Source organism: Streptomyces sp. NPDC045431, assembly GCF_040646655.1.
Lineage (GTDB): Bacteria > Actinomycetota > Actinomycetes > Streptomycetales > Streptomycetaceae > Streptomyces.
In genome coordinates, this window is sequence record NZ_JBEZAQ010000001.1 from 625,907 (window position 1) to 650,807 (window position 24,901).

Genomic DNA, 24,901 nt, shown 5'->3' on the forward strand with positions numbered 1-24,901 from the left:
CGGTGCTTGCTGGCAGGATGGCCGGATGGACATCATGCTCTTCCACTCGGCCTACGGTCCGCGCCCGGCCGTGCACGCCGCAGCCGACCGGCTGCGTGCCGCCGGGCACCACGTGCACGTGCCCGACCTCTACGAGGGCCAAACCGCCGGCACGGTCGAGGAAGGCATGGCGATCAAGGACCGGATCGGCCAGGAGACACTGCTCAAGCGCGCGATCCTGGCCGCGGCGGCCTACTCGGAGCGGGGTCTGGTGTACGCCGGGTTCTCGATGGGCGCGTCGATCGCCCAGACCCTGGCCCTCGGTGACGAGAAGGCGCGCGGGCTGCTCCTGTTCCACGGCACGTCCGACCTCGCGGAGGTCGCGTCCGTGGACGAGCTGCCGGTCCAGCTGCACGTCGCCGACCCCGACCCCTTCGAGCCGGACGACTGGCTGAACGCCTGGTACCTGCGGATGCGGCGGGCCGGGGCGGATGTGGAGGTCTACCGCTACCCGGGGGCCGGGCACCTGTACCTGGACCCGGACCTGCCGGACTACGACGAGGACGCCGCCGAGCGGACCTGGCAGATCGCTCTGGGCTTCCTGGAGAGCCTGTAGGGGCTTCACGCGTGTGGGGCACGGTGCCGCGGGCTCGCGGCACCGTGCCCCACGGGGGAGACGGGCGGCCTCCCGTCAGACGGTGCGGTACGCCGTCCAGTGGTCCTTCATGCGCTGCACCTGGCCCGCCGTGAACTGGTACATGCAGGCGTCGTACGTGTAGTCCATGAAGTTGTGAACCGGGTCAACACCCGTCTTGCTGGCGCAGCTGTCGCGTCCCGTCGGGCACTCGTACGCCGGGCTCTTCTCCGCCGGGGTGTCCGAGACGTAGTCGCCGTTGCCGTTACAGCCGCCCTGGAAGGTGTGGTACAGCCCCATCCAGTGGCCGACCTCGTGGGTACCGGTGTCGCCCTGGTCGTAGTTGGTGGCCGCGCCGCCCGGCAGGGAGGCGTCGAGCACCACGACGCCGTCCATGGTCGGGTTGGACTTGTAGGAGGACGGGAACGTGGCCCAGCCGAGCAGCCCGCCGCCGAGGTTGGCGGTGTAGAAGTTGAGCGCGTTCGCCCCGCCCTTGCGGAGGGCCGACTTCATCGCCTTCTCCTCGGCGGAGCCGGAGCTCAGGTTGTACCAGGCGGCGTTGTCCGTGTAGTCCGTGCCGGCCAGCGTGAACTGGAAGCCGGAGTCGGCGTTGCCGGTGCCCTGGCCGCCGAAGGCGGAGTTGAGGACGGCCATCTGCTGGTTGATGGCCGTCGTGCTGAGCTTGCCGGTGTCGCCGTCGTGGATGACGTGGAAGTACACCGGGATGGTGGTGGCGGTGGCGGTGAGGCCCGCGGCGCCGCTCGCCCGCACGGATTCGAGTCTCTTCTTCAGGTCCGCGTCCATGGCCTTGGCCTTGGCGTCGGTGACCTCGTTGGGCTCGTGGGCGTGGGAGGCGCCCGGGAGCTCGCGGGCGGTCGTGCTCACACCCGTACCCTCCTCGCACTCCTCGGCCGAGACCCTGTCCGCGGCGGGTGCCTTGGCGGCCAGGGCGCCCGTCGGGGTGGAGAGCGGGAAGAGGGCCAGGGTTCCGGCCATCACCGCCGTACCGAGGGCACGACGGTGCAGACGCGGAGATATTCGGGCAAGAGCACGCATGGTGACTCCTCGCGGGGGGTTGTGGAGAGGGCCTTCCTCGCCACCGCGGGGAGATTACGGGGCCATGTCAGATCTTGATGAGCATCGAACAAGCCCAATCAATCGTTGAGTAAATGAAGACATCGGGGAGAAAAGCTTCGGTCCGTTCCGGGTGTTGAGACACGCACGTAACGAACGCGCCACCGAGAGCGGGTGGTGTGTCCGGATTCGATCTCCCGGAACGCACCACCCGCGACAGCCGTGTGATCTCCTGTTAACACGCGGCAGGTTGGCCGAAAATCGACCATCGAGGTCCGCTCAGCGTACGGGGGTGTACACCCGCTCGACCTTCTGCGTTCCACTCCGCGTCAGGTACGACCGCGTCCATGCCGCCGTGGCGTCCGGTTTCGTACGGTCCGAGAGGACGTAGTAGTCCATCTGCGTGCGCTCGGCGGTCACGTCCAGCACACCGAAACCGTGGTGGTCCATGTCGACCCACTTCACATGGCGGTTGGCCGCCCGGATCGCCCCGGCGGCGGCCACCGACACCGTCCCCGGCGCGACCCGCAGGATGTCGTCCAGGTTGTCCGACGTCACCGAGGTCACCACGAACTCCGTCGCCGCCGACCGCGACAGCGGGTACGTCGCCGCCGTCACCGGCACGTCGTTCGCCCAGGCCATGTGGATGTCCCCGGTGAGGAACACGGTGTTGCGGATGGACCGGTCCGTCAGGTGCGCGAGCAGCTCCCTGCGGTCGTCCGTGTACCCGTCCCACTGGTCCACGTTGATCGCGAGACCGCCCTTGGCCAGGCCCAGCAACTCCGCGACGGGCTCCAGCAGATGGGCCGGCAGGGCCCCGAAGGCGACCGGCGAGATCATGACGGAGGTGCCGACCAGTCGCCAGGCGGTGTCGGACGCGGTCAGACCCGACTTCAGCCAGTCCAGCTGGGCGCGGCCCGTGAGCGTACGGTCCGGGTCGTCGACCTTCCCGCTGCCGTGGGACGCCTGCTGGGAGCGGAACGAGCGCAGGTCGAGCAGGTGCAGATCGGCCAGCTTGCCGAACCGCAGCCGGCGGTAGACCGTGCCCTCCGTGGAGGCGCGGACGGGCATCCACTCGAAGTACGCCTGCTTCGCGGCCGCCACGCGCGCCGCCCAGGCGCCCTCCGTCTCCGGCGTGTGGTTCTCGGCGCCGCCCGGCCAGGCGTCGTTGGCGAACTCGTGGTCGTCCCATATCGCGATCAGCGGGTGCGCGGCGTGCAGCGCCTGGAGGTGGGCGTCGCTCTTGTACGTGGCGTGCCGCAGCCGGTAGTCCGCCAGCGTGACGATCTCGTGCCGGGGCTCGTGGGGCCGTACGACCTTCTCCAGGGCCGGGTAGGCGCCGGAGGCGTACTCGTAGATGTAGTCGCCGAGGTGGAGCACCGCGTCCAGGTCGGCGCGGTCCGCGAGATGGCGGTACGCGGCGAAGTGGCCCGCCTCCCAGTTGGCGCAGGAGACCACGCCGAACCGGATGCCCGGCGCGGCGGCGTCGGGGGCCGGGGCGGTGCGGGTGCGGCCGACGGGCGAGACCACGGCACCCGTGGTGAAGCGGAAGTAATAGGCGGTCGCCTGGCGCAGGCCCCTTACGTCGACCTTCACGGTGTGGTCGGTGGCGGCGGTGGCCGTGACCGTGCCCCGGGCGACGACGCCCGTGAAGGCCCGGTCCTCGGCCACCTCCCATCTCACCTCCGTGTCCGGGCCCTTGCCGGACCCTGGGAGGGCGTCCGGGGACGGCGTGACGCGCGTCCACAGCAGGACGCCGTCCGGGAGCGGGTCGCCGGAGGCCACACCGTGGTGGAAGACGGGAGACGCGGTGTCCGCGGCGGCGGACGTGCCGGGCGCCAGCACGGGGGCGGCCACCGCGGTGGCGGCGGCGGCCTTGACGACCGTGCGGCGGCTGGGGGCGGGGACGGAGGTGGGGACGGATGCGGAGGTGTGTCGACTGGTCACGGCCGATCAGATTACTGACCGGTAGAGCCAACGGGCGGGTGAACTCCCAGGAGTTCACCCGCCCGTTGGCCGAAAGACGTACCCGAAGGGCCCGCCCGGCTCAGCCCTTGAGGGCCTTGTCCACGGCGGTGGTGAACTCGGGCGCCGTCATCGGCGCTCCCTCACCGTCCGCGTCGGTGACCGTCTTGCCGTCCATCTTCAGCGTCGGCGTGCCCCGGACCCCGCTCTTGTCGAAGGCCGCGGACATCTTCATCGCCCACGCGTCGAAGGTGCCGCTCTCCACGTCCTTCTTGAAGGCGGCGTTGTTCTTCAGCGCGGGCACCGTCTCCGCGATCTTCAGGAGGTACGAGTCGTCGGCGAACTTGTCCTGCGACTCCTCCGGGTGGAACTTCACGGAGTAGAGGGCCGCCTTGTAGTCCAGGAACGCCTCGGGGCTGACGTTCAGGGCGGCGCCCAGCGCCGAGAGGGCGTTCTTGGAACCCTCACCCTGGTCGGAGTTGTCGATGAAGGTGGCGCCCACGTACCGGACCTTGTACTTGCCCGCCGCGACGTCCTTCTCGATCGTCTCGCCGACCTGCTGCTCGAAGACGGCGCAGACCGGGCAGCGGGAGTCCTCGTACAGCTCCAGCGTCTTCTTGGCGGTGGCCTTGCCGACGACGACGGTGGTGCCGTCGTCCCCCGTGGTGTTCTTCGGCGCCGTGACGTTCTTGGCGTCCTTCACGGCCTCCCAGTGGGAGGGCTTGTTCGCCTGCACGACGGCGTAACCGATGCCGCCGGCCACCGCCAGGACGGCGACGGCCGAGACGGCGACGGTGACCTGCCGGCGGACCTTCTCCTTCTTCGCCTGGCGCTCGCGCTCCTGGCGCAGCCGCTCGCGGGCCGCCGCCTTGTTGGCCTGGCTGTTGCGTGCACTCATGGTCGTACTTCTCCGTGGGGTGGGGGTGGTTCTCGGGGTGGACTGTTCCGCTCGGTTCCGCTCGGTTCCGCTCGGCTGTTCCGCTCAGGCGGTGAGCGCCGGGCGGAGCGGCGGTCCACGCCGTCCCACGCAGTGCACGAGAAGCCGGTGCCGGGCCGGGACCGGCCGCTCCGCGGGCCGCGGGCCCCGCCGTACGCCCCGGCCGCGCGTGCGTACCGCGGCGACCGCGACCAGCAGCGGCCGGAACGCGAAGGCGGCCACCGCCCGCACCAGCCCGGCCAGCGCGCTCTCACCGCGCCGCAGCCAGGCCGCGGCGACCAGCCCGACCGAGACGTGCGCGGCGAGCAGCAGCCAGGGCAGGGCGGGGTCGGGGGAGTGCAGCAGGGCGGCCGCGCCGCCGGCCGGAGCGGCCACGCCGGGCAGCGGGGTCCCCACCCCGCCGCCCCCGCACAGCACGTCGACGCCCACCGACCGCAGGGCGCCCGCCACGGGCCCGCCGGACGGCCCGTAACAGGCGTGCTGACCGGAGGTGAAGACGGTGTCGGCGGCGAGCTCCAGCGGGATCAGCAGCCCCGCGATGCGCCGGAAGCCGCGCTCCGCCTCGCCCGCGAGCGCGTACGCGACCGCGAGGACCCCGGCGGCGACGACGGCGACGGTCGTCAGGGGCAGCGGCACCCCGGACAGCAGCACGTGGGAGGCCACGGACAGCGTCACGACGAGTGCCGTGAAGAGCGCCGCCCGCAACCACCTGAGCCGGGTCCCGGATATGTCTTCCATCGCCGCACGAGTGTGCCACGCCGGACGGTAAGCGGTCCCTAAAGGCCGGGGAACCTGGAAAGGGGACCCCTACAGGCCCGGGATCCGGCCGTTGCGGAACAGGTCGACGAAGATCTGGTGGTCGGCGCGCGCCCGGGCGCCGTAGCGGTGGGCGAAGTCCACCAGCAGCTCGCCGAAACCCTCCTCGTCCGCCGCGATCGCCGCGTCGATGGCCCGCTCCGTGGAGAACGGCACCAGGGAGTGCCCGCTCTCGTCGTCCGCCGCCGCGTGCATGGTCGCCGTCGCCCGCCCCAGGTCCGCGACGGTCGCCGCGATCTCCTCCGGGTCGTCGATGTCCGACCAGTCCAGGTCCACGGCGTACGGCGAGACCTCCGCCACCAGCTGTCCGGCCCCGTCCAGCTCGGTCCAGCCCAGCCACGGGTCGGCGTGCGCCTGGAGCGCCCGCTGCGAGATGACCGTGCGGTGCCCCTCGTGGTGGAAGTACGCGCGGACGGCCGGGTCGGTCACATGGCGCGAGACGGCCGGGGTCTGGGCCTGCTTCATGTAGATCACGACGTCGTTCTCCAGGGCGTCGCTGTTGCCCTCCAGGAGGATGTTGTACGACGGCAGCCCGGCGGAACCTATGCCGATGCCCCGCCGCCCCACCACGTCCTTCACGCGGTACGAGTCCGGCCGGGCCAGGCTCGACTCGGGCAGCGTCTCCAGGTACCCGTCGAACGCCGCCAGCACCTTGTAGCGGGTCGCCGCGTCCAGCTCGATCGTCCCGGCGCCGGAGGAGAAGCGCCGCTCGAAGTCACGGATCTCGGTCATGGACGCCAGCAGCCCGAACCGGGTCAGCGAGCGCGCGTCGCGCAGGGCGTCCAGCAGCGGCCCCTCGGCCGTGTCCAGCGTGAAGGGCGGGACGTCCTCGTGGCGGGCGCCGGCCGCCAGGGCGTGGATCCGCTCGCGGTAGGCCGCGGCGTAGATCCGTACCAGTTCGGTGATCTGCCCGTCACTGAGCGCCTTGGTGTAGCCGATCAGCGCCAGGGAGGCGGACAGCCGCTTCAGGTCCCACGTGAAGGGGCCGACGTACGCCTCGTCGAAGTCGTTGACGTTGAAGATCAGCCGGCCGTTGGCGTCCATGTACGTGCCGAAGTTCTCGGCGTGCAGATCACCGTGGATCCACACCCGGCCCGTGCGCTCGTCCAGGTACGGGCCGCCGTCCCGCTCCTGCTCCAGGTCGGCGTAGAAGAGGCAGGCCGTACCCCGGTAGAAGGCGAAGGCCGAGGCGGCCATCTTCCGGAACTTGACCCGGAAGGCCGCCGGGTCGGCGGCCAGGAGCTCGCCGAAGGCGGTGCCGAAGACGGAGAGGATCTGCTCACCGCGCTCCTCGGCGGTGGGCTGGGGGACCGACATCGCGGGGTGCCTCCTGGTACGGACGTGCGGGCGGGGCGCGCGGGCGCGCCCCTTGGCTTCGTACATGACAAAACGGACAGGTGTTCCGTCCGTCTCAACGCGCGACCGTACTCTCCGGTGCCCCAAGACTGTCAGTGGGCCCACGTAGACTTCCGAGCGTCCCCATCCCCGACTCTCCCGGAGGCCGCAGCCGTGTCGAAGCCGCCGTTCACGCACCTTCACGTGCACACCCAGTACTCCCTGCTGGACGGTGCCGCGCGGCTCAAGGACATGTTCAACGCCTGCAACGAGATGGGCATGACGCACATCGCCATGTCCGATCACGGCAACCTCCACGGGGCGTACGACTTCTTCCACTCGGCCCAGAAGGCGGGCGTCACGCCGATCATCGGCATCGAGGCGTACGTCGCCCCGGAGTCCCGGCGCAACAAGCGCAAGGTCCTGTGGGGCCAGCCGCACCAGAAGCGGGACGACGTCTCCGGTTCCGGTGGTTACACCCACAAGACGATCTGGGCGGCGAACAACACCGGCCTGCACAACCTGTTCCGGCTCTCCTCCGACGCGTACAAGGAGGGCTGGCTCCAGAAGTGGCCGCGTATGGACAAGGAGACCATCGCGCAGTGGTCCGAGGGCCTGATCGCCTCCACCGGCTGCCCCTCCGGTGAGCTCCAGACCCGGCTGCGCCTCGGCCAGTTCGACGAGGCCCTGAAGGCCGCCTCGGAGTACCAGGACATCTTCGGCAAGGACCGGTACTTCCTGGAGCTGATGGACCACGGCATCGAGATCGAGCGCCGCGTCCGCGACGGCCTGCTGGAGATCGGCAAGAAGCTCGGCATCCCGCCGCTGGTCACCAACGACTCGCACTACACGTACGCGCACGAGGCCGGCGCCCACGACGCGCTGCTGTGCATCCAGACCGGCAAGAACCTCTCCGACCCGGACCGCTTCAAGTTCGACGGCACCGGCTACTACCTGAAGTCCACGGACGAGATGTACGCCATCGACTCCTCGGACGCCTGGCAGGAGGGGTGCCGCAACACCCTCCTGGTCGCCGAGCAGATCGACACCACCGGCATGTTCGAGAAGCGCGACCTCATGCCGAAGTTCGACATCCCCGAGGGCCACACCGAGGTGACGTGGTTCAAGGAGGAGGTCAAGCGCGGCATGCACCGCCGCTACCCCGACGGCATCCCCGAGGACCGCCAGCGCCAGGCGGACTACGAGATGGACGTCATCATCCAGATGGGCTTCCCGGGGTACTTCCTCGTCGTCGCCGACTTCATCATGTGGGCCAAGAACCAGGGCATCGCCGTCGGCCCCGGCCGAGGCTCCGCGGCCGGCTCGATCGTGGCGTACGCGCTCGGCATCACCGACCTCGACCCGATCCCGCACGGCCTGATCTTCGAGCGCTTCCTCAACCCCGAGCGCGTCTCCATGCCCGATGTCGACATCGACTTCGACGAGCGTCGGCGCGTCGAGGTGATCAGGTACGTGACCGAGAAGTACGGCGCCGACAAGGTCGCCATGATCGGCACGTACGGCACCATCAAGGCCAAGAACGCCATCAAGGACTCGGCGCGCGTCCTCGGCTACCCGTACGCGATGGGCGACCGCATCACCAAGGCCATGCCCGCCGACGTCCTCGGCAAGGGCATCCCGCTCTCGGGCATCACCGACCCGTCCCACCCCCGTTACTCGGAGGCGGGCGAGGTCCGGGCGATGTACGAGAACGAACCGGACGTGAAGAAGGTCATCGACACCGCGCGCGGCGTCGAGGGCCTGGTGCGGCAGATGGGCGTGCACGCCGCCGGCGTGATCATGTCCAGCGAGACCATCACCGACCACGTCCCCGTCTGGGTGAGGCACACCGACGGCGTCACCATCACCCAGTGGGACTACCCGAGCTGTGAGTCGCTCGGCCTGCTCAAGATGGACTTCCTGGGCCTGCGCAACCTCACGATCATGGACGACGCCGTCAAGATGGTGAAGGCCAACAAGGGGATCGACATCGATCTCCTGAGCCTCCCGCTCGACGACCCCACGACCTTCGAGCTGCTCCAGCGCGGCGACACCCTCGGCGTCTTCCAGTTCGACGGCGGCCCCATGCGCTCGCTGCTGCGGCTGATGAAGCCCGACAACTTCGAGGACATCTCCGCCGTCTCGGCCCTCTACCGGCCGGGCCCGATGGGCATGAACTCGCACACGAACTACGCGCTGCGCAAGAACGGCCAGCAGGAGATCACCCCGATCCACCCCGAGCTGGAGGAACCGCTCAAGGAGGTCCTCGGCGTCACCTACGGCCTGATCGTCTACCAGGAGCAGGTGCAGAAGGCCGCCCAGATCATCGCCGGGTACTCCCTCGGCGAGGCCGACATCCTCCGCCGCGTCATGGGCAAGAAGAAGCCCGAGGAGCTGGCGAAGAACTTCACCATCTTCCAGGCCGGCGCCAAGAAGAACGGCTACAGCGACGAGGCCATCCAGGCGCTCTGGGACGTCCTGGTCCCCTTCGCCGGCTACGCCTTCAACAAGGCGCACTCCGCCGCGTACGGCCTCGTCTCGTACTGGACGGCGTACCTCAAGGCCAACCACCCCGCCGAGTACATGGCGGCGCTGCTCACCTCGGTCAAGGACGACAAGGACAAGTCCGCCGTCTACCTGAACGAGTGCAGGCGCATGGGCATCAAGGTGCTCCCGCCGAACGTCAACGAGTCGGAGGCGAACTTCGCCGCCCAGGGTGACGACGTCATCCTCTTCGGCCTCTCCGCCGTGCGGAACGTCGGTACGAACGTCGTCGAGTCGATCATCAAGTGCCGCAAGTCGAAGGGGAAGTACAGCTCCTTCCCCGACTTCCTCGACAAGGTCGAGGTGGTCGTCTGCAACAAGCGCACCATCGAGTCGCTCATCAAGGCCGGCGCCTTCGACACCATGGGCCACACCCGCAAGAGCCTGGTCGCGCACCACGAGTCGATGATCGACAACGTGGTGGCGGTCAAGCGCAAGGAGGCCGAGGGACAGTTCGACCTCTTCGGCGGCATGGGCGAGGAGGACAGCAGCGAGCCCGGCTTCGGCCTCGACGTGGAGTTCTCCGACCTCGAGTGGGAGAAGTCCTATCTGCTCGCCCAGGAACGCGAGATGCTCGGCCTGTACGTCTCCGACCACCCGCTCTTCGGCATCGAGCACGTGCTGTCCGACAAGGCCGACGCCGCGATCTCCCAGCTCACCGGCGGCGAGCACGCCGACGGCGCGGTCGTCACCATCGGCGGCATCATCTCCGGGCTCCAGCGCAAGATGACCAAGCAGGGCAACGCCTGGGCCATCGCCACCGTCGAGGACCTGGCCGGTTCCATCGAGTGCATGTTCTTCCCGGCGACGTACCAGCTGGTGTCCACCCAGCTGGTCGAGGACACCGTCGTCTTCGTCAAGGGCCGCCTCGACAAGCGCGAGGACGTGCCCCGGCTGGTCGCCATGGAGCTGATGGTCCCCGACCTCTCCTCGGCCGGCACCAACGCGCCCGTCGTCGTCACCATCCCCACGGTCAAGGTGACCCCGCCGATGATCAGCCGCCTCGGCGAGATCCTCTCCCACCACAAGGGCAACACCGAGGTGCGGATCAAGCTCCAGGGACCGCGGAAGACCACCGTGCTCCGCCTCGACCGGCACCGCGTCCAGCCGGACCCGGCGCTCTTCGGCGACCTCAAGGTGCTGCTCGGCCCGTCCTGTCTGGCCGGCTGACCCGTCCCCACCCCGCGCGAAGGGGCGCGCCCGTCGTCACGGGTGCGCCCCTTCGGCAGCTCACGCTCGCTCAGTTGTGGCCGAACCGCTTCTTCCGGCCCTTGTGGGCCACGTCGGCCGGGGTGACGGGGGCCATGCGCGGCTCGGCCTCCATCGTGCCGGCGGCCTGCGGAGCACCGCGCTCGGCGGCGGCGGGCTGCTTCTGACTGCGGTCCTGCTTCCGGTTCTTGGCCATGGTGATGCCTCCGTGGGGTGTAGGGGCCAGGGCCGCGTTCAGACTCACACACGCGTAAAAACCGCGCATTTTGGATCATTGCGGACCGTAGTCGGGAGCCCTGCGGGGCGCGTAGGGTGATCCGCCACGCCGGTGATCCAGTTCCGGCCGTTAACCCTCCTGCAGTCGGGCAGACTCGAAGAACTCGAAGAACCCGAAGCCCCGGCGTACGCGAAGATCGACGCAACCGGAGATCCCGACGTACCCGGAGACCCGCAGACCCGCAGACTCGCCGTACCCGCAGTACCCGCCGTACCCGCCGTACCCGCAACACCCGCAGCACACGCCGTACCGAAGACCCGAAGCGCCTGAAGAACCCGCACGACCGAAGAGACCGAAGCAACTTCCGATCCCGAGGTTCCCGAAAGAGGGTGGAACACGTGGACCGCTGCGTCGTCCTGGTGGACGCCGGCTACCTCCTGGGCGCCGCCGCCAGCCTCCTCGCCGGGGAACCGGCCCGCTCCCGGATCACCGTCGACCACGCCGCCCTCATCCAGGGGCTGCGCGAACGCGCCGAGAGCGACACGGCCCAGCCCCTGCTGCGGATCTACTGGTTCGACGGCGCCCCCGACCGCGTCCCCCAGCCGGAACACCGACGGCTGCGCGTCATGCCCCGCGTCACCGTCCGGCTCGGCGCCCTGACCCGCAGCGACGGCCGCTGGGCGCAGAAGGGCGTCGACGCCGCGATGCACGCCGAGCTCACCGAGCTCGCCCGCAACCGCGCCTGCTCCGACGTGGTGCTCGTCACCGGCGACGGCGACCTGCTGCCGGGCCTGATGTCGGCGAAGGAGCACGGCGTCGCCGTCCACCTCTGGGCGGTCCAGGCAGCCGACGGCGACTACAACCAGTCCGAGGACCTCGTCGCCGAGGCCGACGAGCGGCGCGTCCTCGATCGCGCGTGGATCACCCGCGCCGTGCGGGCCAAGGAGCTGGGCGGCGTATGCGCCCCGCAGCCCGCCCCCCGCCCCGAGATCGCCGCCATCCTCTCCGCGCCGCTCCCCGAGTCGGCCCTGGCCGCCGCCGAGGCCGCGGCCTCCGCGGCCGCCGCCGTACGCAACGGGGCCCCGGCCCCGGTGGCGCCCGCCCCGGCCCCCGCGCCGACCGCCGCCGCCAACGGCTCCGGTGGCCCCTCCGGCTCCGGCAGCGGCAGGGCGGTGCCGACCCCGAAGGACCTGGCAGGCCTGCGCGGCCCGGCCCACCCCCAGACGCCCCCGCCCAGCCCCCAGCCGGCCAACGCGACCCTGCGCTGGTCCTCCGACCGGGGCTGGATCGACCGCCCCGGGAGCCAGGTCGGCGAGCCGCCCGAGACGGCGTCGCTGCCCACCCTCGCCCAGCTGACCAGCGCCGAGCAGCGCTGGGCGGACCGCGAGGAGGACATCACCACCGTCGGCGGCGACCCCTTCGAGGTCGGCCAGGTCTTCGCGCGGCGCTGGATGGAGCGGCTCCCCGACCAGGGGCACGTCGGGAAACTGTCGAGCATGTACCCGCGCATCCCGCACCGCATCGACGGGGAACTGCTGCGGTACGCGGCACGGTTCGGGCTGCTCGCCCACAAGGACGACCAGATCGACGAGCACGACCGGTACGCCATCAGGGCCGGCTTCTGGCGCGAGATCGACGTACGGGCGGCCGCCGAACACGCCCCCGTGGGCGAATAGGGCAGCCCGACCCTTTAGGCTCATCCCTCGTGAGTACGGTGTGCGTGGTGCGGGACCTGGTCAAGACGTACCCCGCCGCGCGCGCCCGAAGAGGGGCTCCCGCGACGCCCGAGGTGCGCGCCACCGACGGGATCACCATGGAGGTCCGCAGCGGTGAGATCTTCGGCCTGCTCGGGCCGAACGGCGCCGGCAAGTCCACCCTCGTACGCCAGCTGACCGGGCTCATGCGGCCCGACTCCGGCACCGTCGAGGTGCTCGGCCACGACCTCGTACGCCACCCGGAGCGGGCGTCGCGGCTGATCGGCTACCTGGGGCAGGAGTCCACCGCCCTCGACGAGCTGACCGTCGCGCTCGCCGCCGAGACCACCGGGCGGCTGCGCGGCCTCCCGGCGCGCGACGCGCGCAGCGAGCGGGACGCCGTCCTCGCCGAGCTGGGCCTCACCGAGCTCGCCGGGCGGCCCCTCAAGCGGCTCTCCGGAGGCCAGCGGCGGCTCGCCTGCTTCGCCACCGCGCTCGTCGGACGGCGGCCCCTGCTCATCCTCGACGAGCCGACCACCGGCATGGACCCGGTCGCGCGGCGCGCCGTGTGGGCGGCCGTCGACCGGCGCCGCGCCGAGCACGGCACCACCGTCGTCCTCGTCACGCACAACGTCATCGAGGCCGAGACCGTACTGGACCGGGTCGCCGTCCTGGAACGCGGCCGGGTCATCGCCTGCGACACCCCCGCCGGACTCAAGGAGCGGGTGGCCGGTGACGTACGGGTGGAGCTGGTGTGGCGCGACCGGGCGCCGCTCGACGTGCCCGAGGTCGCCGCGCTGCGGGCCTCCGCGCAGGAGTCCGGGCGCCGGTGGGTGCTGCGGCTGGCGCCGGACGAGGCGCGGGCGGCGGTCGCGGCGGTGACGGGCGGCGCGGCGTTCGCGGCGCTCGACGACTTCACACTCGCCACGCCGAGCCTGGAGGACGTGTACCTGGCACTGGGCGGCGAGGCGAAGGGGCTGGTCAAGGCATGAACAGGAGCATCAGGTGAGCATCGTGCCCGCACGGGCCGCCCTGTCGCCGGGATCCCCCGGCGCGGTCGGCTCAGCCCCGGTCGCCGACCCCGCGCCGCGTGACCCCGCGCCGCGTGATGACCCCGCGCCGGACGCTTCCGCGCCGGGCATGGTCACGTCCGGTGCCGCCGCCGCGCCGCTCGCGCCGCGCGCGCGGCTGCTGCCCGCGCTGGGCGCCGTCTACCGCGCGCAGCTGTCCCGCGCCCGGGTGGCGCGCATCCCCCTCCTCTTCGTGGCGACCTTCCAGTCCGTCGGGATCATGGTCCTGATGCGCGGTGTCGTCGACGGCGGCGCCGAGGCGCGAGCCGTGGTCGCCGGGTCGTCCGTGCTCGTGGTGGCCTTCGTCGCACTGAACCTGCTCGCCCAGTACTTCGGGCAGCTGCGGGCGAGCGGCGGGCTCGACCACTACGCCACACTGCCGGTGCCGCCCGCCGCAGTGGTGCTGGGGGCGGCCGGGGCGTACGCCTCCTTCACCGTGCCGGGCACCGTCGTCACCGCGGTCGTCGGCTCCGTCCTCTTCCAGCTGCCGCTGACGCACCTGTGGATCCTTGCGGCCGTCGTGCCGCTCGCCGGGGCCGCGCTCGCCGGACTCGGCGCGGCGCTCGGACTGCTCGCGCCGCGGCAGGAACTCGCCACGCTGCTGGGCCAGCTCGGGATGTCGGCGGCCCTGCTGCTGGGCGTGCTGCCGGCCGCCCGGCTGCCGGAGCCGGTCGGGTGGGCGCGGGACCTGCTGCCGTCCACGTACGGAGTCGAGGCGCTCGCCCGGACGTTCGACACCCGTCCCGACTGGGCGGCGGTCGCGGTGGACCTGGCGGTCTGCGCGGTGGTCGGCGTGCTGTCGCTGACCGCCGCGACGTGGGCGTACCGGCGGGCGGCGGTCCGATGAGGCGGCCCCGGCGGGCGCCTGGCACGATGGCAGGGTGACCGCACCGTTGACGCCACCTACGCCTCCCACGCCGCCTCACCAGCCGTCGCCGCAGGACTCCGCCTGGCCGCCGCCGTACCCCTCCGCCGCCACGAAGCGCGCCGAGCGGGCGGAAGGGGCGGACGGTGCGCCGGACATGGCCGCCGAAGCACGGCAGGGCGTCCTGGTGGCGGCCTGCGTGACGCTCGCGGGCGCGGCGCTGGGGCTGCTGTGGCTGTGGCTGGCGCCGCGGATCGGCCTGGTCTCGGACGGCAAGGCGGTGTTCGTCAAGGACACCGAGGGCGAGGGCGCGGTCGGCGCCGACGGGACGTTCACGCTGCTCGGGCTGGGCTTCGGCGCGCTGAGCGCGGCGGCCGTGTTCTGGTTCACGCGCCGGCACGGCGGCATCGCGGTCGTCGCCGGTCTCGCCCTGGGGGGCCTGCTGGGCTCCCTGCTCGGCTGGGGCGTCGGTACGCTCCTGGGCCCCACGCACGACGTGGTGGCGCACGCCCGGGCGGTGGGCCCGGGCGTCACGTTCGACGCGCCGCTGGAGCTCAACGCGCACGGGGCGCTGCTGGCGTGGCCGGTCGCCGCCATGCTCGTCCACCTGGCCCTGGCGGCCCTCTTCATGCCCCGGGACCCGGACCCGGAGCCGTACCCGATCTCGGAGTGGGACGCCTAGTAGTGCTTCGTTAGGTTCTCAGTCTGATTCTGTTGCGGGGCAGGCGTCGGCCGCAGGTGGTGCAGGTGCCGGTCCAGCACTGCAGCAGGTCCTGGAGGGCGTCGAGGACCTGGTAGAGGGTCAGGCCGGCGTGTGTGCTTTTGGGTCGAGCCGCCGCAGGGTGAGGAATGCCTGGGCGGCTGTGACGAGGGTGACGTGGTGGTGCCAGCCGCGCCAGGTGCGGCCTTCGAAGTGGTCCAGGCCGAGGCCGTGCTTGAGTTCGCGGTAGTCGTGTTCGATGCGCCAGCGCATCTTCGCCCACCTCACCAGGTCGGTGATCGGTGTGCTGGCGGGCAGGTTGGTCATCCAGTAGCCGCTCGGCCCGTCGGCATCTTCGGGCTGTTCGACGAGCAGGGTCCGCAGCGGCAGGACACCGTTCCAGCGGTTGCGTCCTCCGGCCTGGTCCTGGGCGGTGCGGCAGGCTTCCTTCCCCGACGGCCGGACCTCGATCACAGCGAAATGCGAGGTCATCCGGCCTTTGCTGCCCTGCCGCCAGGTGACCTGTTCAAAGGGCGTGTCCGAGGTGATGAACGTGGTCAGAGGCTGGGCCGGCCCGCGGTAGCGTGGCAGCGTGGGCGGTCCCAGACCGCCGTAGGCCGGCTGGTAGGGCTCGGCCGCGGCCGGGCGAGCGACCTCCTTGGAGTCCACCGCCATGACATAGGACCAGCCTCGTTCCTCCAGCGCGAGCCGGAACGAGACGCTGCGGCCGTAACCTGAGTCCGCCACGATCACCGGCACCGTCAGGCCCTGCGTGGCCAGCCGGTCCAGCAGCCCCAGGCCCAGACGGGTCTTGGAGACATGCCCGATCCCGTCGGGGACACCGGCCAGTCGGCGCCGCCGGTCATCACTGTCCCATTCCTCGGGCAGGAACAACTCCCACTCCAACGGGCACGATGCCGTGTCGGTGGCCGCGTGCACGCTGACCGCGACCTGGCAGTTCGCCCGCTTGCCCAGCGCCCCGCAGTACTGCCGGGCCACCCCCACCGACGCCGTGCCGCACTTGGGGAACGACACATCGTCGACGACCCACACCTCCGGCGCGATCGCTTCGCTCAATCGCTCGGCGATCCGCCGCCTCACCGGCAGCGGATCCCACGGCGACTGGTTCACGAACTGCTGCAGGGCCTGCATGTTCCCATCCGGCAACCGCTCGGCCATCGGCTGGATCGACTTCCGACGGCCGTCCAGCATCAAACCCCGCAGATAACAACCGCCCCACCGCCGCTGATCCCGCCGCGGAAACGAGGCGAACACATCGGCAACGAACTCCGATAACTCACCCCGGAGCCGTTCCACCTCCCCAAGCCTCATAGCCGAAAGATGCCCACCACCAGGTGAGATCACCCGACGTAACGAAGCACTACTAGGGCCTGTCTTCCGGATCAGGCCGGGTCAGGGAGCGGGGTCTGGTACGTGCAGCAAGGCGGAGGATGGAGCCACTGCGGAGTATTGGCGACTGACGACAACGCTGGGGGCACCTCCCGTGCCCGAAGGGCTACGGGGGAAGATGCGCGTGCCAGACCCCGCGAGCCCGGCAAGATCCGGAAGACAGGCGCCCTATGGCCCCACGACCCCGAAGGACGGCGCCACCCCCTGACGCGGGCCCCCTGACGTGGGCCGCACGACGTGGGCCGCGGGGCGCCGTACCGCCTACCCGCGGCCGATGGGGGCGAGGACCGCGTCCGTGAGGGCGGCGAGGTCCGAGGGCGCCAGCTCCACCTCCAGGCCGCGGCGGCCCGCCGAGACGCAGATCGTGGCGTGCGCGGAGGCCGAGGCGTCCAGGACCGTACGCAGCCGCTTGCGCTGGCCCAGCGGGGAGATGCCGCCGCGGACGTAGCCCGTGGTGCGTTCGGCCGCCGCGGGGTCGGCCATCGCCGCGCGCTTGCCGCCCACCGCCGCCGCGAGGGCCTTGAGGTCGAGCTGCCCGGCCACGGGCACGACCGCGACGGTCAGCTCCCCGTCCACGTCGGCGACCAGGGTCTTGAAGACGCGCTCCGGCGAGACGCCGAGCGCCTCCGCGGCCTCCTCCCCGTACGACGGGGACGCCGGGTCGTGGTCGTACGCGTGCACCGTGAAGGGCGTGCCCGCGGCGGTGAGCGCCACCGTCGCCGGGGTCCCGCCCGCGCCCTTCTCCTGCTTCTTCGACTTCTTCGCCACCTGCGGTGCTCCTCGCGTCAGTTGGGGCTCGTCGGAGTGCGGGTGAGGTCCACCGCCGGCAGCGACGGCAGATGGCGCAGGACCGCCGTCTCCGAGCGGAGCAGGCGCAGTTCCTCCCGCAGCCGCGTCGCCGTGTCGGGCGCCTGGAGCAGCCGCTGCTTCGCGGGGGTGTCCAGCACCGCCGCCGCGGCGACCAGGTACGAGACGACCGACGGCTCGTCGGGCAGCTCCACGCCCGTCGCCAGTGACCGCTCGCGCGCCCCGGCGAGCCGCTTCTGGTACGCGCGGAAGGCGCGCAGCACGCCCTCGGCGAGCGCGCCCGCGCCCTCGCCGCGCACCTCCTCCAGCTCCTCCAGCTCGGCCGTGAGGAACGGCCCGCTCGCGTCGACCGACAGCAGCTTCACGCGCTTCGTACCGGTCGCGAGCACTTCGAAGCTGCCGTCCTCCCGCTCCCGGATCGTCGCCGCGTCCGCGACGCAGCCGACCCGGTGGAACGCCTGGATCGGGTCCGCGCCGAAACCGGCGGCGGGCCCCTTCTCCGGCAGCGCGGTCTGGTCGGGCAGGCCGGGCGCGGTCGGCGCGACCTCGCGCCCGTCGCGGATGGCGACGACGGCGAAGCGGCGCGGTTCGTCCTCGTCGGTCTTCAGCAGCTCGCGCATCATGGCGCGATAACGCTCCTCGAAGACGTTGAGCGGCAGCACGAGGCCGGGGAACAGCACCGCGTTCAGCGGAAAGAGAGGCAGGCGAGCGGTGGTCACAGCGGCTAAGCGTAATGGCCACCCGTACGGCCACGACCGGCCCGTCCGCGCAACGGGACGGCCGCGCGTCCGGCGCGGGCCACTTCGAGCCGCACACCGGCGCGCGCGTCGAGGAACCGGCCCAGCGGATCCTCCCCGGCCGAGGCCCACGGAAACGACGTCGCATGCGGCCCGATGAGCCGGAACTGCTCCAGCGCCGCCGCCCACCGCGCCCGCCCGACCAGCACGTAGGCCAGCACGTTGCGCACCTCGGCCGGCCACGGGTCGCCCGCCCCGTACCGTCCGGACAGCTCGATCGCCAGGTCCGCCGCCGCGTCGATCCGGTCCGCCTGTACGGAGCCGACGCCGCCGGCCGTCAGCTGCGTGAACGCCGCCCGCACCGGCAGCGCCCTTATCAGCGAACCGGGCAACGCGTCGGCCGCGGCCTGCTCGGCGAAGTGGAAGCACTCGCGGTGCGCGCCGCGCCGCTGGACCGACAGGTAGGTGAGCGCGGCGACATGGCAGCCGTAGTGGTGCGCGGAGCGCCGCACGGCCTGCTCCCACAGCGACTCGAACGCCGTGTGCGTGGCGTGGGTGCCGCGCGCGTGGTCCAGCGCCAGCCGCCACGGCACCGGGTCGCGCGGAGCCGCGTCGGCCGCCGCGCCGATCAGCGGCCCCAGCTCGCGCAGCCGCTCGGCGCGCGCCGGCGACGCCCACGCCCTGCGGATCTCCAGCTCGGCGTGGACCAGGAGCGCGTCCGGGTCACGCGGGGCGCGCGCCAGCCAGCGGCTGAGCCACTCGTCGCGGCTGCGCGCGAACGCGGCCAGCCGCACCACGTACCGGTCGCGGCTCTCCCACTCGGCCGCCTCGCGGGTGGCCGCCAGCAGTGCGGCGGCCGGAACGTGGTCCCCCAGCGCGGCGGCGACCAGCGCCGGGCCGAGCCGCTCGTCCGGCGCGTCGAGCAGCACCGCGTGGTCCGGCGGAAGCCCGTCCGCGGGTTGCGGGCCGCCGCGCCGTCCCGCACGGGCGGTGCTGAGCAGAGCACGGAGCAATGACATGGTGCGGACCATTGAAAAACGCAGGTGGGGACCGCGCCAGGGGCCTGCTGTGAAGCTTTCGTAGCGGCGGAATGGTTGCACCCCGGAATGTCAAGAGACCGTAAAGAAAGCGGTGTCCCGGCGGCGAATCGGGGCGCATCCGTCGCACGCCGGTACGGAAGGCGGCCATCTGTTCAGCTCGGCCTCAGCCCGCCCCGGCTCAGGCGGATCAGGTTCAGCGCTCGGCTCGGCCGCTCGGCTCCTCGGCTCAGGCGCGGCTCGGCCTCAGCTCCGGCGCAGCAGCCGTGAGGCACCCGCCGCCACCGTCGTGGCCAGGACCCATCCCAGCAGGATCAGCACGGCCGAGGCCCACTGCCATATGCCCTCCAGGCGCCAGTACCCGTCCTGCCCCAGGTTGATCACCGGCAGCAGCAGGTCGAGCGCGTACAGCGGGGCGTTCCACTCGGGGTGCTCGTCCCCCTTTATCGCGGCGGGGTCGCACTGCGCGAAGGCCAGCGCCCCCGCCGCCCACAGCACCGCCATCCACAGCGCCGCCCGGCCCGGCCGGTAGCCGTACGCCACCGTCCAGTCCTGGAGGTATCCCCAGAGCTTCGCGGCCAGCGGCAGCGTCTCGCGCCGCCTGCGCTGCTTGGCCAGCAGCACCTCGCGCGCGTCCGCGTCCTCCCCGCTGTTGCGCAGCACCGCCGCGAGCCGTTCGTACGGCTCCGGCGCGTACTCGGGGGTCGCCGCCGCCACCCACTCCAGGCGCCGGGCGAGCGGGAAGTGCCCGTACGGCACGAGGTTCTCGTACACGAAACCGCCCATCGCCAGCCCGCCCGGCCCCGGCCAGCTGGTGGACAGGTCGATCAGCGTGACGACCTTCGCGCCGTTCAGCACGACCCGGCCCTCCTCCGGGCGCTCGCCGTTGAACCGCAGCTCCGGGGTGACGATCCGGCGCAGCGACAGCTCCTCCTTCCGCTCCGACGACAGCAGGAAGCGCGCGTGGTGGAAGTCGACCGCGTCCCCGAAACGCCCGTCGTCCAGCCGCACCCCGCCCCGGCACTCGAAGGGCTGAATCCGGGCTCCGCGCATCGGCGTGTTGAAGTTGGCGAGCCCGCCCGGCGGTGTCGTCCCCGCCACGTTCCCCGAGTCGCTCACCCACGCGTACGTCATGTAGAGCGTGCGCTCCACGCTCAGCTGCGGCGCGTTGAGCGCCCGCCGGCCCTCCGCGCCGCGCAGCCGGCTGCCCCGCAGGTTCAGCGACACGCCGATCTTCGCGCCGCGCAGCGACAGCTCGCCGTACGTCTCGATCAGCTCCGCCTGGAGGTCCTGCGCGACCGACATGCCGTCCGCGACGATCGCCCGCCCGTTCCGGTCCGGCCGGACGTGGATCTGGTTGATGAGCAGGTCCGTGCCGATCTGGGCGTCCGTGAGCCGGATGCCGCGCTCCACCCGGCAGCGCGGCAGATGCAGATCGCCCTCCGTGTGCAGCCGGGCCGCCTCCAGCCGCGGTATCGCGCACCCGACCATGCGCAGCGTGCCGAACCGGCACTCCGGCAGCACCACTTCGTTCTCGAACCGGCAGCCGTGCAGCTCCACGTACGGGGAGACCGTGCCGCCCGCCAGGTCCAGCGTCCCGGTGATCTGCACCCCGCGCAGCTTCAGCGCCGACACCCGCCCCGGCAGTGCCGGCGGCCCGTCGAGGAGCAGCAGCGCGACCACCCGGGCGCGTACGCTGCGCTCGGGCGGCCAGGTGCGCGGCGAGAACGGATCGTCCAGCACCGCGTTTCCCACGCTCAGGTCGTAGGTCGCGCCGATCCGGAACGCCTGCCACATGCCCAGCTCGCTCGGGCTGAGGTCGCCCGGTACGTCGTCGTCGTGCGGCTCGGTCACTGCCGCCCCCTCCGCTTCCCCTGTTCGTACGGTTGTTCTTCCCTCTGTGTGACGGACCGAACGCTAACGGTCAGGTGTGACGACAAGACGCCACTGCGGCTTGTATCAGCCAGTGATACGGACGTCCGGCCGTGCGACGCCGTCTGAGAGAATTGACCTGTGATCTCACGAATCGATCTGCGTGGCGACGCCCTCCCGACGGGCGGCGCCCTGCGCGACCTGCTGCCCCGTGCCGAGTTCGACGTGGAAGCCGCCCTGGAGAAGGTGCGGCCCATCTGCGAGGCCGTGCATCATCGCGGGGACGCGGCGCTGATCGACTACGCGGAGAAGTTCGACGGTGTGGTCCTCGACCAGGTCCGCGTCCCGGCGGCCGCGCTCATGCGCGCGCTGGAGGAGCTGGACCCGGCCGTCCGCGCCGGTCTGGAGGAGTCGATCCGGCGCGCCCGCATCGTCCACCGCGAGCAGCGCCGCACCCCGCACACCACCCAGGTCGTGCCCGGCGGCACCGTGACCGAGAAGTGGGTTCCGGTCGAGCGCGTCGGGCTGTACGCGCCGGGTGGCCGCTCCGTCTACCCCTCGTCCGTGATCATGAACGCCGTACCGGCGCAGGAGGCGGGCGTCGAGTCCATCGCCCTCGCCTCGCCGCCGCAGCGCGAGCACGGCGGCCTGCCGCACCCGACGATCCTCGCCGCCTGTGCCCTCCTCGGCGTCGACGAGGTGTACGCCGTGGGCGGCGCCCAGGCCGTCGCCATGTTCGCGTACGGCACCGAGTCCTGCGCCCCCGCCAACATGGTCACCGGCCCCGGCAACATCTGGGTCGCCGCCGCCAAGCGGTACTTCACCGGCCGGATCGGCATCGACACCGAGGCCGGCCCGACCGAGATCGCCGTCCTCGCCGACGACACCGCCGACCCGGTGCACATCGCCGCCGACCTGATCAGCCAGGCCGAGCACGACCCGCTCGCCGCCGCCGTCCTCGTCACCGACTCCGTCGACCTCGCCGAGGCCGTCGAGAAGGAGCTGGAGCCGCAGGTCGCGGCCACCCGGCACGTCGAGGACCGGATCCTGCCCGCCCTGCGCGGACGGCAGTCCGCGATCGTGCTCGTCGACGGCCTGGAGGAGGGCCTGCGCGTGGTCGACGCGTACGGCGCCGAGCACCTGGAGATCCAGACCGCCGACGCCGCCGCCGTCGCGGACCGCGTCCGCAACGCGGGCGCGATCTTCGTCGGCCCCTGGGCGCCGGTCTCCCTCGGCGACTACTGCGCGGGCTCCAACCACGTCCTGCCCACCGGCGGCTGCGCCTGCCACTCCTCGGGCCTGTCCGTCCAGTCCTTCCTGCGCGGCATCCACATCGTGGACTACACGCGCGACGCGCTCGCCGAGGTCGCCCACCACGTGGTGACGCTCGCCGAGGCGGAGGACCTGCCCGCGCACGGCGCGGCCATCAAGGCTCGCTTCGGCTGGAAGGTGCCGCAGCAGTGACCGCCCCCGACACCGTCGGCATCGACGACCTGCCCATCCGCGACGAGCTGCGGGGCAAGTCCCCGTACGGCGCGCCCCAGCTCGACGTGCCCGTACGCCTCAACACCAACGAGAACCCGTACCCGCTGCCCGAGCCGCTCGTCGAGCGCATCGCCGAGCGCGTCCGGGAGGCGGCCCGTACGCTCAACCGCTACCCCGACCGGGACGCCGTCGAGCTCCGTACGGCCCTCGCCGCCTATCTCACGCGTACCACCGGATACGACGTGGGCCTCGCCAACGTCTGGGCCGCCAACGGCTCCAACGAGGTCATCCAGCAGCTGCTGCAGACCTTCGGCGGACCGGGCCGCCTCGCGATCGGCTTCGAGCCCTCGTACTCCATGCACGGCCTGATCTCACGCGGGACCGGGACGGGCTGGATCTCCGGGCCTCGCACCGACGACTTCCGCGTGGACGTGGACGCGGCCAGGGCCGCCATCGCCCGGCACCGCCCCGACGTCGTCTTCGTCACCTCGCCCAACAACCCCACGGGCACCGCCGTCGAGGCCGAGACCGTACTGGCGCTGTACGAGGCCGCGCAGGCCGCCAAGCCGTCGCTGGTCGTCGTCGACGAGGCGTACGTGGAGTTCAGCCACCGCCCCTCGCTGCTGCCGCTGATCGAGGGCCGGCCCAACCTGGTGGTCTCCCGGACCATGTCCAAGGCGTTCGGCGCCGCCGGACTGCGCCTGGGCTACCTGGCCGCGCACCCGGCCGTGGTCGACGCCGTCCAGCTCGTACGCCTGCCGTACCACCTGTCGGCCGTCACCCAGGCCACCGCGCTCGCCGCCCTGGAGCACACCGATACGCTGCTGGGGTACGTCGAGCAGCTCAAGGCCGAGCGCGACCGGATCGTCGCCGAGCTGCGCGCCATCGGGTACGAGGTGACCGAGTCCGACGCCAACTTCGTCCAGTTCGGACGCTTCACCGGCGAGGGCGGCGCCCATGCCGTCTGGCAGCGGATCCTCGACCGGGGCGTCCTGGTCCGTGACAACGGCGTACCGGGGTGGCTGCGGGTCACCGCCGGCACCCCCGAAGAGAACGACGCGTTCCTGGATGCGGTTCGCGCACTGAAGAAGGAGCAGAGTTCATGAGCCGCGTAGGACGGGTCGAGCGCACCACCAAGGAGACGTCCGTCGTCGTCGAGATAGACCTCGACGGCACCGGAAAGGTCGACGTGTCGACCGGCGTCGGCTTCTACGACCACATGCTCGACCAGCTCGGCCGCCACGGTCTGTTCGACCTCACCGTCAAGACCGACGGCGACCTGCACATCGACTCGCACCACACCATCGAGGACACCGCCCTCGCGCTGGGCGCCGCCTTCAAGCAGGCGCTCGGCGACAAGGTCGGCATCTACCGCTTCGGCAACTGCACCGTGCCGCTCGACGAGTCCCTCGCCCAGGTGACGGTCGACCTCTCCGGCCGCCCCTACCTGGTGCACACGGAGCCGGAGAACATGGCGCCGATGATCGGCTCGTACGACACGACCATGACCCGGCACATCCTGGAGTCCTTCGTCGCGCAGGCCCAGATCGCGCTCCACGTCCACGTGCCGTACGGGCGCAACGCCCACCACATCGTGGAGTGCCAGTTCAAGGCCCTCGCCCGCGCCCTGCGCTACGCCTCCGAGCGCGACCCGCGCGCGGCCGGGATCCTGCCCTCCACGAAGGGCGCGCTGTGACGGGTCTTTCGACCATCCTCATCGTCGTCGGCCTCTTCCTGGCCGGCGGCGTGTACTCCTTCACCAAGCAGGAGATGCCCAAGGGACTCATCGTCCTGCTGGCCATCGCGTCGGTGATGTGCCTGGTCGCCGGCGTCATGCGGATTCAGGGGATCTGGGAATGACTTCCAAGAAAGTCGTGGTCTTCGACTACGGGTTCGGCAACGTCCGCTCCGCCGAGCGGGCCCTCGCCCGCGTCGGCGCCGACGTCGAGATCACCCGCGACTACGACAAGGCCATGAACGCCGACGGGCTGCTCGTCCCCGGCGTGGGCGCCTTCTCCGCCTGCATGACGGGGCTCAAGGAGGCCCGCGGCGACTGGATCGTGGAGCGCCGGCTCTCCGGCGGCCGCCCCGTGATGGGCATCTGCGTCGGCATGCAGATCCTCTTCGCGCGCGGCATCGAGCACGGCGTGGAGACCGAGGGCCTCGACGAGTGGCCCGGCACGGTCGGACCGCTCCAGGCCCCGATCGTGCCCCACATGGGCTGGAACACCGTCGAGGCGCCCGGGGACAGCGAGCTCTTCGCCGGCCTCGACGCCGACGCCCGGTTCTACTTCGTGCACTCCTACGCCGTGCACGACTGGGACCTGGAGATCACGAACCCCGCCATGCGCGCGCCGAAGGTCACCTGGTCCACGCACGGCGAGCGGTTCGTGGCGGCCGTCGAGAACGGCGCGCTGTGGGCGACGCAGTTCCACCCGGAGAAGTCCGGCGACGCCGGCGCCCAGCTGCTGACCAACTGGCTCCACACCTTCTGACCCCACCTTCCGACCCCCT

22 protein-coding genes are annotated in these 24,901 nt (G+C 71.6%); 11 read left to right on the plus strand and 11 right to left on the minus strand.

Annotation, left to right across the window (positions count from 1 at the left end; genetic code table 11):
- The first annotated feature begins 25 nt into the window (after positions 1–25).
- The gene (locus AB0A69_RS02820) at positions 26–595 is read left to right on the plus strand and encodes a dienelactone hydrolase family protein (RefSeq protein WP_361414577.1); all 570 of its coding nucleotides are present in this window, start codon (positions 26–28) and stop codon (positions 593–595) included.
- 75 nt (positions 596–670) lie between these two features.
- Here the strand turns inward: AB0A69_RS02820 and AB0A69_RS02825 are convergent, their stop codons facing one another.
- The 5 genes from AB0A69_RS02825 to AB0A69_RS02845 form a co-directional block, all read right to left on the minus strand.
- Positions 671–1,669, minus strand: coding sequence for a zinc metalloprotease (locus AB0A69_RS02825; RefSeq protein WP_361414579.1), 999 nt, complete (start codon positions 1,667–1,669; stop codon positions 671–673).
- Between the two features lie 297 nt (positions 1,670–1,966).
- Complete coding sequence (locus AB0A69_RS02830) at positions 1,967–3,634, minus strand: alkaline phosphatase D family protein (RefSeq protein WP_361414581.1); 1,668 nt, start codon at positions 3,632–3,634, stop codon at positions 1,967–1,969.
- Between the two features lie 100 nt (positions 3,635–3,734).
- Entirely contained in the window at positions 3,735–4,550 is an 816-nt protein-coding gene (locus AB0A69_RS02835; protein ID WP_361414583.1) for a DsbA family protein, read from the minus strand.
- 84 nt (positions 4,551–4,634) lie between these two features.
- Positions 4,635–5,327: a hypothetical protein gene (locus AB0A69_RS02840; RefSeq protein ID WP_361414585.1), complete on the minus strand. Its 693-nt coding sequence runs from the start codon at positions 5,325–5,327 to the stop codon at positions 4,635–4,637.
- Positions 5,328–5,396: 69 nt separating this feature from the next.
- The gene (locus AB0A69_RS02845) at positions 5,397–6,722 is read right to left on the minus strand and encodes a DUF2252 domain-containing protein (RefSeq protein WP_361414587.1); all 1,326 of its coding nucleotides are present in this window, start codon (positions 6,720–6,722) and stop codon (positions 5,397–5,399) included.
- Positions 6,723–6,914: 192 nt separating this feature from the next.
- On the opposite strand from AB0A69_RS02845, the gene dnaE reads away from it, so the two are divergent.
- The gene (gene dnaE, locus AB0A69_RS02850; RefSeq protein ID WP_361414589.1) at positions 6,915–10,454 is read left to right on the plus strand and encodes a DNA polymerase III subunit alpha; all 3,540 of its coding nucleotides are present in this window, start codon (positions 6,915–6,917) and stop codon (positions 10,452–10,454) included.
- Positions 10,455–10,524: 70 nt separating this feature from the next.
- On the opposite strand, the gene AB0A69_RS02855 is transcribed toward dnaE, so the two are convergent.
- On the minus strand, positions 10,525–10,689 hold the full coding sequence (locus AB0A69_RS02855) for a hypothetical protein (RefSeq protein ID WP_361414591.1): 165 nt from the start codon (positions 10,687–10,689) through the stop codon (positions 10,525–10,527).
- 410 nt (positions 10,690–11,099) lie between these two features.
- On the opposite strand from AB0A69_RS02855, the gene AB0A69_RS02860 reads away from it, so the two are divergent.
- From AB0A69_RS02860 to AB0A69_RS02875, 4 genes are all read left to right on the plus strand, one after another.
- Positions 11,100–12,386, plus strand: coding sequence for an NYN domain-containing protein (locus AB0A69_RS02860; protein ID WP_361414593.1), 1,287 nt, complete (start codon positions 11,100–11,102; stop codon positions 12,384–12,386).
- Positions 12,387–12,424: 38 nt separating this feature from the next.
- Positions 12,425–13,396: an ABC transporter ATP-binding protein gene (locus AB0A69_RS02865; RefSeq protein WP_361415187.1), complete on the plus strand. Its 972-nt coding sequence runs from the start codon at positions 12,425–12,427 to the stop codon at positions 13,394–13,396.
- Between the two features lie 148 nt (positions 13,397–13,544).
- Entirely contained in the window at positions 13,545–14,321 is a 777-nt protein-coding gene (locus AB0A69_RS02870) for an ABC transporter permease (protein ID WP_361415189.1), read from the plus strand.
- A gap of 34 nt (positions 14,322–14,355) precedes the next feature.
- Positions 14,356–15,021 carry a DUF2567 domain-containing protein gene (locus AB0A69_RS02875; protein ID WP_361414595.1) on the plus strand — a complete coding sequence of 222 codons (666 nt, stop codon included), beginning with the start codon at positions 14,356–14,358 and terminating at the stop codon, positions 15,019–15,021.
- Between the two features lie 120 nt (positions 15,022–15,141).
- On the opposite strand, the gene AB0A69_RS02880 is transcribed toward AB0A69_RS02875, so the two are convergent.
- The 5 genes from AB0A69_RS02880 to AB0A69_RS02900 all read right to left on the minus strand — a co-directional run bounded on the left by AB0A69_RS02880 (position 15,142) and on the right by AB0A69_RS02900 (position 20,884).
- Entirely contained in the window at positions 15,142–16,371 is a 1,230-nt protein-coding gene (locus AB0A69_RS02880; RefSeq protein ID WP_361414597.1) for an IS701 family transposase, read from the minus strand.
- Positions 16,372–16,710: 339 nt separating this feature from the next.
- Positions 16,711–17,217, minus strand: coding sequence for a Cys-tRNA(Pro) deacylase (ybaK, locus tag AB0A69_RS02885; RefSeq protein ID WP_361414599.1), 507 nt, complete (start codon positions 17,215–17,217; stop codon positions 16,711–16,713).
- A 17-nt stretch (positions 17,218–17,234) separates the two neighbouring features.
- A complete protein-coding gene (locus tag AB0A69_RS02890) occupies positions 17,235–17,975 on the minus strand; it encodes an LON peptidase substrate-binding domain-containing protein (RefSeq protein ID WP_361414601.1) in 741 nt (246 codons plus the stop codon).
- Positions 17,976–17,980: 5 nt separating this feature from the next.
- The gene (locus AB0A69_RS02895) at positions 17,981–19,024 is read right to left on the minus strand and encodes a hypothetical protein (protein WP_361414603.1); all 1,044 of its coding nucleotides are present in this window, start codon (positions 19,022–19,024) and stop codon (positions 17,981–17,983) included.
- Between the two features lie 252 nt (positions 19,025–19,276).
- The gene (locus AB0A69_RS02900) at positions 19,277–20,884 is read right to left on the minus strand and encodes an oxidoreductase (RefSeq protein WP_361414605.1); all 1,608 of its coding nucleotides are present in this window, start codon (positions 20,882–20,884) and stop codon (positions 19,277–19,279) included.
- A gap of 159 nt (positions 20,885–21,043) precedes the next feature.
- On the opposite strand from AB0A69_RS02900, the gene hisD reads away from it, so the two are divergent.
- Genes hisD through hisH form a run of 5 tightly spaced genes read left to right on the plus strand, consistent with a single transcriptional unit; the run spans position 21,044 to position 24,882 of the window.
- Positions 21,044–22,366: a histidinol dehydrogenase gene (hisD, locus tag AB0A69_RS02905; protein ID WP_361414607.1), complete on the plus strand. Its 1,323-nt coding sequence runs from the start codon at positions 21,044–21,046 to the stop codon at positions 22,364–22,366.
- Complete coding sequence (locus AB0A69_RS02910) at positions 22,363–23,493, plus strand: histidinol-phosphate transaminase (protein WP_361414609.1); 1,131 nt, start codon at positions 22,363–22,365, stop codon at positions 23,491–23,493. The genes hisD and AB0A69_RS02910 overlap by 4 nt, the downstream gene beginning before the upstream one ends.
- Positions 23,490–24,083 (plus strand): imidazoleglycerol-phosphate dehydratase HisB, encoded by a 594-nt coding sequence (hisB, locus tag AB0A69_RS02915; RefSeq protein ID WP_030492957.1) that lies wholly within the window; start codon positions 23,490–23,492, stop codon positions 24,081–24,083. Before AB0A69_RS02910 ends, hisB begins: the two co-directional genes overlap by 4 nt.
- A complete protein-coding gene (locus tag AB0A69_RS02920) occupies positions 24,080–24,247 on the plus strand; it encodes a hypothetical protein (RefSeq protein ID WP_361414611.1) in 168 nt (55 codons plus the stop codon). Before hisB ends, AB0A69_RS02920 begins: the two co-directional genes overlap by 4 nt.
- Positions 24,244–24,882, plus strand: coding sequence for an imidazole glycerol phosphate synthase subunit HisH (gene hisH, locus AB0A69_RS02925; RefSeq protein WP_361414613.1), 639 nt, complete (start codon positions 24,244–24,246; stop codon positions 24,880–24,882). The genes AB0A69_RS02920 and hisH overlap by 4 nt, the downstream gene beginning before the upstream one ends.
- Positions 24,883–24,901: the final 19 nt, after the last annotated feature.